This is a genomic window from Aquimarina aquimarini (assembly GCF_900299535.1).
GTDB lineage: Bacteria > Bacteroidota > Bacteroidia > Flavobacteriales > Flavobacteriaceae > Aquimarina > Aquimarina aquimarini.
On sequence record NZ_OMKE01000059.1, the window covers coordinates 21,811 to 30,257 of the forward strand.

Annotated in this window: 5 protein-coding genes; 3 read left to right on the top strand and 2 right to left on the bottom strand. The window is 33.3% G+C overall.

The features are described 5' to 3' along the window. Positions 1 to 32 precede the first annotated feature (32 nt). The 3 genes from DG508_RS20490 to DG508_RS20500 all read left to right on the top strand — a co-directional run bounded on the left by DG508_RS20490 (position 33) and on the right by DG508_RS20500 (position 5,763). A complete protein-coding gene (locus tag DG508_RS20490; RefSeq protein ID WP_108870236.1) occupies positions 33 to 2,465 on the top strand; it encodes an ABC transporter permease in 2,433 nt (810 codons plus the stop codon). A gap of 18 nt (positions 2,466 to 2,483) precedes the next feature. Next, entirely contained in the window at positions 2,484 to 4,904 is a 2,421-nt protein-coding gene (locus DG508_RS20495; RefSeq protein ID WP_108870238.1) for an ABC transporter permease, read from the top strand. A 196-nt stretch (positions 4,905 to 5,100) separates the two neighbouring features. Then, complete coding sequence (locus tag DG508_RS20500; protein WP_108870240.1) at positions 5,101 to 5,763, top strand: ABC transporter ATP-binding protein; 663 nt, start codon at positions 5,101 to 5,103, stop codon at positions 5,761 to 5,763. A 20-nt stretch (positions 5,764 to 5,783) separates the two neighbouring features. Here the strand turns inward: DG508_RS20500 and DG508_RS20505 are convergent, their stop codons facing one another. Further along, positions 5,784 to 7,307: a carboxypeptidase-like regulatory domain-containing protein gene (locus tag DG508_RS20505; RefSeq protein WP_108870242.1), complete on the bottom strand. Its 1,524-nt coding sequence runs from the start codon at positions 7,305 to 7,307 to the stop codon at positions 5,784 to 5,786. A 318-nt stretch (positions 7,308 to 7,625) separates the two neighbouring features. Then, positions 7,626 to 8,447, bottom strand: an 822-nt coding sequence (locus DG508_RS20510; RefSeq protein WP_199912822.1) for a leucine-rich repeat domain-containing protein, incomplete at its 5' end; no start/stop codon positions are given.

The following is an 8,447-nucleotide window of genomic DNA, read 5'->3' on the forward strand; positions in this document are numbered from 1 at the left end:
AAAAACTTTCATTACCTCAAAAAACAACAGTTATGTTTAAGAATTATATAAAAATCGCCATAAGGAATTTCAGGAATCAACCTTTTTTAACCTTTTTAAATATTTTTGGGTTAGCTATTGGTATGATGGGGAGCTTATTGATTTGTCTGTATATCTATGATGAATTTAGTTACGATAAAATGTTTGCAGATGCAGATCGTATTTATAAGGTAAATGTAGACCTCAAATATGGTTCCCAAGCCAGAGAATTTGCTACAGCTCCTCCTGCTATGGCTTCTGCATTGGTTAATGATTATCCACAGGTGGAACAAGCAACACGTTTTAGAAGATCGGGGAGTATGATGATTCATAAAACAGATACCAAGAAAAACATAAAATCTACGGGTAATACATTTGTGGACCCTAGTTTTTTTGATATGTTTGGTATACACCTAATAGAAGGAGATGTAAAAACTGCATTACAAGAACCCAATACACTTGTATTAACCAAATCAGGAGCGCAAAAATATTTTGGATCAGATAGTGCATTAGGCAAAAACCTAGTAGTAGAAAATAGAGATACCTATACAGTAACGGGTATAATAGATGATTTTCCGCAAAACTCATTTTTGAGGGATTATACTGTATTTATGGCAATGTCAGGTTTAGAAGATTCCAAAAGTTTGTCATGGACAAATAATAACTTCTACACATTTGTAAAATTAATACCAGGTGAGAATATCAAAAACTTTGAAGAAAAATTACAATCTATATTCAGTAGATATGTAGTTCCATTCGTACAGAAAAATATAAGCCCTGATATTACAGAAGAACGTTTTAAGAGTGAAGGGAATTATCTGAGATATACTACAACTAACTTGACCGATATTCATTTGTCATCTAATCGAGTTGCAGAGATGAATCTCAATAATGACATTCAAAACATTTATATTCTCTCCTGTATAGCACTGTTTCTTATACTACTTGCTATAGTGAATTTTATGAATCTATCTACTGCACAATCTCTAAGAAGAGCAAAAGAAGTGGGTGTTAGAAAAACATTAGGATCAAATAAATGGGATTTAATAAAACAATTTCTTACAGAGTCGGGAGTACAATCTGGTATAGCATTATTACTAGCAATAACTATAGCTACAATAGCAATGCCTTATTTTAATCAACTCTCAGGTAAAATGATTACGATACCATTTGACAATCCTATATTTTGGCTGATTCTGGTGTTGGCAGTATTGGTGTTAGGTATTTTATCTGGGAGTTATCCTGCTTTTTATATGTCAAAATTCAAACCAGCACTGGTGCTTAAAGGTGGCAAAGGAAACAGTATAGATGCGAGTCGTATAAGAAATATACTCGTAGTCTTTCAATTCGCAATTTCTGTGATCTTAATACTCAGTACACTCGTCATATATCAGCAATTACAATTTATAAAAAATAAAGATGTAGGTTTTGCCAAAGAACAAACCTTACTTATTAATGATGTCTATACAGCGGGAGATCAATTACAATCATTCAAGCAAGAAGTACAACAATTAACTCAGGTAAAACATACTACATTGACTAGTTTTTTACCTACCCCTTCTAATCGCAGGGATCATGCTTATTATTTAGATGGTGTTGCAGCACAAGAAAACACTATACAAATGCAAAGTTGGGCTGTAGATCATGATTATGTTTCTACACTAGATTTAGAAATTATTGCAGGGCGTGATTTTGACAGGCAGTTCAAAACAGATTCTACGGCAATAATTATCAATGAGACCTCTGGTACTATCTTAGGATTAACCCCTGCTGAGGCAATAGGTAAAAAGTTAGCTTTAGATGATGGGAGTAATGAAACTATTTATACGGTGATAGGAGTGATCAAAGATTTCCATTTTCAATCCCTTAGAGACGATGTAGAAGCACTAGGACTTCGCTTAGAATCTAGAGCAAGTATGCTTGTTGTAAAATTAGATACTGACCAGTATGCAGATACGATAGATAAAATAGAACAGATCTGGAATAAGGTAGCCTCTGGGCAGCCATTTGATTACTATTTTATGGATGATTCGTTTAATAACCTGTATCAATCAGAACAACAGCTGGGTGATATTTTTATCACCTTCACCAGTCTTTCTTTATTGATCGCATGCTTTGGGTTATTTGGTTTAGCAACTTTTAATGCAGAAAAACGTACCAGAGAAATAGGAGTGAGAAAAGTTATGGGGGCAAGTGTCTCACAAGTTACTTATAAACTCACCATAGATTTTTTAAAACTTGTGGGGATTGCTATAGTTATAGCATTACCAATAGGTTGGTATGCAATGAATAGATGGTTAGAAGGCTTTTCTTACCATACAGAATTGAGTTGGCCTATGTTTGCTCTGGTAGCTTTTATAGTAATCGCGATTTCAATACTTACCATAAGCTATCAGAGCATTAAAGCGGCAATGGCCAATCCAGTAAAAAGCCTGAGAACAGAATAATTAATCAACGAATAAGTTATGTATACACTATATCTAAAAATAGCAGTCAGATACCTTCTTAAGAATAAATTATATTCATTTATCAATATACTGGGATTAGCCATAGGCGTTGCCTCTTTTATTCTCATTATGACCTATGTAAATTATGAACGCAGTTATGATCGATTTGCGGGATCAGAAAATGTGTACCGTATTTTTATGGAGAGTAAAGAAGGGGATACGTATGAAGAATCAGATGCACAAACCCCAAATCGTATTGGCCCTACTTTAAAAAGAGAGTTTCCAGAAGTAGTAGAGCAAGTGCGGTTGTATCGATTTGATAAAATAGCATTTAAGTATCAAGATCATGTTATAGAGGAGACCAAAGGTTCTATGGCAGATGCATCATATTTTGAAGTGTTTAAGTACCCACTATCCAAAGGAAATACAAAAGAGGTATTAAAAGAACCTAATACGATTGTGCTTACAGAATCATTTGCACAAAAAATATTTGGATCAGAAGATCCAATAAAAAAAACGCTGATAGCTTTTCATAAAGGAGAAAAAGTGACATTGACAGTAACAGGGATTTTAAAAGATATTCCAGAGAATACTCATATGAAAACCAAATTCCTGATCTCTTTTTCTACCTATAATACTTGGTTTGCTTCTGATGAGGAAAAAAAGTTAAACTGGAGTCATTGTAACTTTTTTTCCTATTTAAAATCAGATAATCAGGCAAATAAAGCTTTACTCAAAAATAAGGTGGTTGCCAGTGATTTTGAAGAAGACGAAGATGAAAGATATAGTATAGAACCCATAGAAGCCATTCACCTACATTCTAATAAACCTTATGAGGCAGAAACGAATGGAAGTATTAGCAGAATAAAATTTTTAACAGCAATTGCTTTTATAATTCTGTTATTATCCTGGCTTAACTATATCAATTTGTCTACTACCAAATCTTTGGAGCGTGCCAAAGAAGTAGGGGTTCGCAAGGTAGCGGGAGCACAACGAGTACAGCTTATATTACAATCTTTGACAGAATCAATTGTTTTGAATAGCACTGCAATTATAATTGCTGTAATTTTTACCATAGCAATACTCCCTATGTACAATGCCTTTACGGGCAAAGAACTAGAATTGAATCAATCGCTTATTATGCAACTATTACCTATTATAGGATATGTGTTTATAGGAGTACTACTCGTTGGGTTATATCCTGCTTTTATGATAAGCAGTTATTCGCCATCAAAAGCATTAAAAGGTAAAGTACGAGCTTCTGCCAATGGGCTTAATATTAGAAAGGGGTTGATTATCATGCAATTTTTAGCCACTATTGTTTTGCTTATAGGAACCATTGTAGTGACAAAGCAGATTAAGTATATGCAGGAACAACCTATTGGAGCAGCGTTGAATAGGGTGGTCTCATTTCATGGAGAATTTTTAAGTGAGATGCCTGATTCTTTGATTAGAAGTAAATATAAAACCTTAGAAAAAGAACTCGTTCAATTTCCGTTTGTAGAAGCAACATCAAGAGTTCAGGCCTATCCTGGCAGTGGCTTTGATAATCTGAATTCGTTTATAGGGATACAATACCCCAACGGAACACTCGATAACAAGAAAAATTTTTATAACTACAGTGTAGATCACACATATTTGTCTGCATTAGAGATTCCCTTTCTTGCGGGAACTAATTTTACAAAGAACCCAAAAGGAGAAGGAAATACTATTATTATCAATGAGAGTTGTATGCGTGCAATCGGAATCCAGGAACCAGAAGAAGCCATTGATAAAACGGTCAATTTTTTGGGTATTGATTGGGTAATTTCTGGAGTAATAGAAGATTATCATCACTTTGGATTAAAAAAGAAAATTTTACCGATAATCATTACTTATAGAAATAGTAGTAATAATTTATTAGTAAAATTTGATAAGGCGGTGGTATCAAATCTGGGATATAATGATGCCATTGCTCGGGTTGAAGATAAATGGAATCAAATATTCCCGAATCGTACTTTTGATTATACGTTTTTAGATCAAAAATTTGATGCTCAATATAAAGAAGATAAACAGTTTAATGCCGCATTTAGAGTTTTTACACTGCTAGCCATATGTATTGCTTCACTTGGATTATTTGGATTGACATCTTATACCTGTATTCAACGCAAAAAAGAAATAGGAATAAGAAAAGTAAACGGAGCCTCAATAGTTAAGATATTAAAACTACTAAATATTGATTTTATCAAATGGGTTGGTATTGCATTTATAATTGCAATACCTATAGCATGGTATGCTATGGATTTATGGTTACAAAATTTTGCATTGCAGACCACAATTAGCTGGTGGATATTTGTATTGGCAGGGATCATTACTTTGGTAATAACATTGCTTACTGTGAGTTGGCAAAGCTTTGCAGCAGCCAGTGGAAACCCTATTGATGTGCTCAAGGACGAATAAATAGGGATTAATACCAGTTATACTTTGAATTTACTGTAAAAGAAAACCAGCTATTTTTTGTTTATGCAAAGAAGAAAAAATCAGCATAGCTACGGTTAATTTTTATTCTGAAGCATAGGCGAAAAAGAGAATTTTATTGCGGTAAATTCAAAGTGTAAATGGTATAAGAAAGGAGTTAAACAAAAAGACAGACATTATGTTATTACAATTAAAAAATATATCAAAATGGGTACAATCAGGAGGGCAACGTGTTTTCTTGCTCAAGGATATTAATTTTTGGGTCAATGAGGGAGATTTTATTTCGATCATGGGGCCTTCTGGATCAGGTAAATCAACATTGCTCAATATTATTGGGATGCTGGATGATTTTGATCAAGGAGAATATACTTTTCTCGATGAGAAGGTACATAATCTTAAAGAGAAGCATCGCGCCAATCTTTTTAAACAACATATTGGGTTTGTTTTTCAGGCCTATCACCTAGTGGATGAATTGACAGTAAAAGAAAATCTAGAGATGCCATTATTGTATAAAAAAGTTAGTTCTTCTGAGCGCAAATCATTGGTTGCTGATATGTTAGATCGGTTTAATATAGTAGGAAAAAAAGACCTTTTTCCGTCTCAGTTGAGTGGTGGGCAACAACAACTTGTTGGTATTGCCAGAGCCCTTATCGCTAGTCCAAAACTTATTCTTGCTGATGAACCTACCGGAAACCTTAATTCTAAACAAGGAGAAGAAATCATGGAGGTCTTTACGCAACTTAACAAAGAAGGAGTTACCATCTTGCAAGTGACTCATTCTGAAAAAAATATGACATACGGCTCACGAGTTATTAATCTACTCGATGGTAAGATGCAGTAAAAAGCCTTAGATACACAGTATTACTCGGGGGTAGTTCCCAGATCTTCCTCGGGTGTTGCTGTAAATTGGCGAATTGCAAAATTAGGTTCAATAATATTATAACCATTCCAGAAATCAGGATTGTATCTCGATAAATACTGGGGTTTAATATTTTTATTTTCGGTACTACTTTTATACGTGGCTTCTGATATAGGTTTAGAATCAAAAACTACAATCTCAAACTTAGTCAGATTGTTCATAACAACATCAAGATCCAGTGATAGTTCATTCTGTTTACGTCTGCCTTTTACATGTTTATTCTTTTCAATTACTTTAAGCGGGCGATCAAACCCAAAGAGATTTCCTCTTTTCATTTCAAGATATTTAAGATCGTATTTATTGTTTTTCCCTTTGCTGAAAATCAATTTATTATCATACAGGTTGTCTTGAAACTTGACTCCTAATAATCCAAAATTTTTGAGGAGCCTTACATTTTTATACTCTGCTCTTACCACAGCAAAATCTTCGGTATTCACATATAATGTCCCTTTGAAATCTTCTTTTCTTTTAGGAGAGAAATTAATAACATACACACTAGTATCATCAAAGTAGGTATAATCAACGAGTTCAAAATTATACCGCCCCGATTTGTTCAAAAAATTAGAGAGTACATCTTCGTTATAGAATAGACTAGAGAACAAGGTTTCTAATCCTGATTTTCTATATTTCAGGAATTCGTTTTTATTGCGTTTTTTCTTTTGGTTATCCATCTCATCTTTTACGGCAGCGGCATCATCGGTATGTTCTAGGATAGAATCTACCTGTACTTTGGTACCAAACCATCCCGATTTTATTTTGAGGTAGGAATCTGGTTTTACATTTTTTTTGAATATCGCTTCCATCTGCTCAGCAGCGGCTTCCATAGACACCCTTTTATTTTTATTGTACAGCTCTGCGGCTTTGATGATCTGTAATTTTGATTTTTCTGTATTTCCGTACAGATCACATAAGATTTCGGTATAAAAAGCAGCTTTTTTGGGTAGCACAGCAATGGTACTATCAATAAGCTTTTTGTTAAGCTCTTTGATGGTTGATTTTTTGAATTTTACATTAAACTTTTTTACGGTATTGTATTCTGATTCTCTATAAAACAAGCGTTTTTGAGACAGTCCAAAATTATAATTCTCAGGGATTCGTTCCTTGACGTTATCTATGATCTCATCGATTGTCAGATTTTTGTTGGTAACAAAAACACCTTTTAGTTCTATTGCTTTAGGAGAGATATAAATAATACTATCAGTAATAGTATGAATGGCAACACCTACTTTTTCATATCCCATAGATGAGATGTAGATAGAATCAGTTTTTGTAGGAGTGGCTTCTAGGTTTAGACTAAATCTACCTTCTTCATTAGTAATAATTCCTTCATTTTCTGATAACTGTATAGTAGCATAAGGAATGGGTTCGTTTGTTTTTTTATCAACTATTTTAGAAGAAATACTCTGTGCCGTTACAGTGAAACCTGTATATAAAAATAATGTTACTAGTACCAAGTGATAGTTCATGATTTGATATTTTTTATACTATTTCTTACTTGAATTTATCTTGTAAAAAGCAGTATTAGATTTAGGATATCATTTTTAACTTTGAAATCATTTTATTTTTTGTTTTCAAAACAAAAAGATAAGATCTCTTATTCTATAAGACAAAAAATAATGTATAAAGGTTGCTTTATACAGATAAAAAGAAGACTATAACAAGAATGAATTGTTACATAAAGAGTTGTATTTGTTTTGAATTTCTAATAAGATAAAACAATCCCCTTTGCCAATGTTTGAATACTAATTGGCAAAGGGGATTGTTTATTTTGTTATCAGTACATTTTATATACAGGTAACACCATCATCTTTTGTGATTTGGGTACCATGAGTAGTCGTAAGATCACAAACTTTTTTGGGGATCGTATTTAAGTTAGGGTTTTCAGAAAGGATAAGGGATGTTAGTTTAGTTAAGTTTCCTATTTGTGCAGGAATACTAGTTAATGTATTTGAATTTAAATAGAATTTTGTTAATTCAGTTAGATTTCCTAGCTCTACAGGAATGCTAGTTAGTGTGTTAAAATTCAAGCTAAGTGTGGTTAGTTTTGTCAATTTACTTATTTGTGTAGGAATACTGGTGAATTGGTTTTTTCCTAAATGAAGTGTGGTTAACTGGGTTAGGTTTTCTATTTGCGTAGGTATACTGGTCAATCGGTTTGCTCCCAAATCGAGAGTTGTTAATTTAGTAAGATTCCCAATTTGTGTAGGTATACTGGTAATTTCATTTGCACGAAAATTTAGAGTTGTTAGCTTTGTCAGGTTTCCAATTTGTTCAGGTATACTGGTTAATCGCCCTCTATACAAAGTTAAATTAGTCAATTCAGTTAGATTTTCTATTACCGCAGGAATCGTGTATATTTTACTTCCTACAAGTATCCTGATAACCCTTCCTGTACTATTAAGGCTAATTCCTATCCAAGATTCCATACTACGATCATTTACATCCCAAATTAATAGATTATTTTGTTTTATTATTTCTAATAAAACAGGGTAATCTGAGTACTCTACTGTTGCCTGATATTGCTGTGTGCTACCATCTTGTGCAGTAACTGTATAAGTAACAGGGTTTGTAAAATCATTTGCCTGATCACTCTGTGGGCTTATTGT

Excerpts from the sequence above, each read along its gene's own strand:
- DG508_RS20490 (WP_108870236.1), top strand. The coding sequence starts at position 33 with ATGTTTAAGAATTATATAAAAATCGCCATAAGGAATTTCAGGAATCAA.
- DG508_RS20495 (WP_108870238.1), top strand. The coding sequence starts at position 2,484 with ATGTATACACTATATCTAAAAATAGCAGTCAGATACCTTCTTAAGAAT.
- DG508_RS20500 (WP_108870240.1), top strand. The coding sequence starts at position 5,101 with ATGTTATTACAATTAAAAAATATATCAAAATGGGTACAATCAGGAGGG.
- DG508_RS20505 (WP_108870242.1), bottom strand. The coding sequence starts at position 7,307 with ATGAACTATCACTTGGTACTAGTAACATTATTTTTATATACAGGTTTC.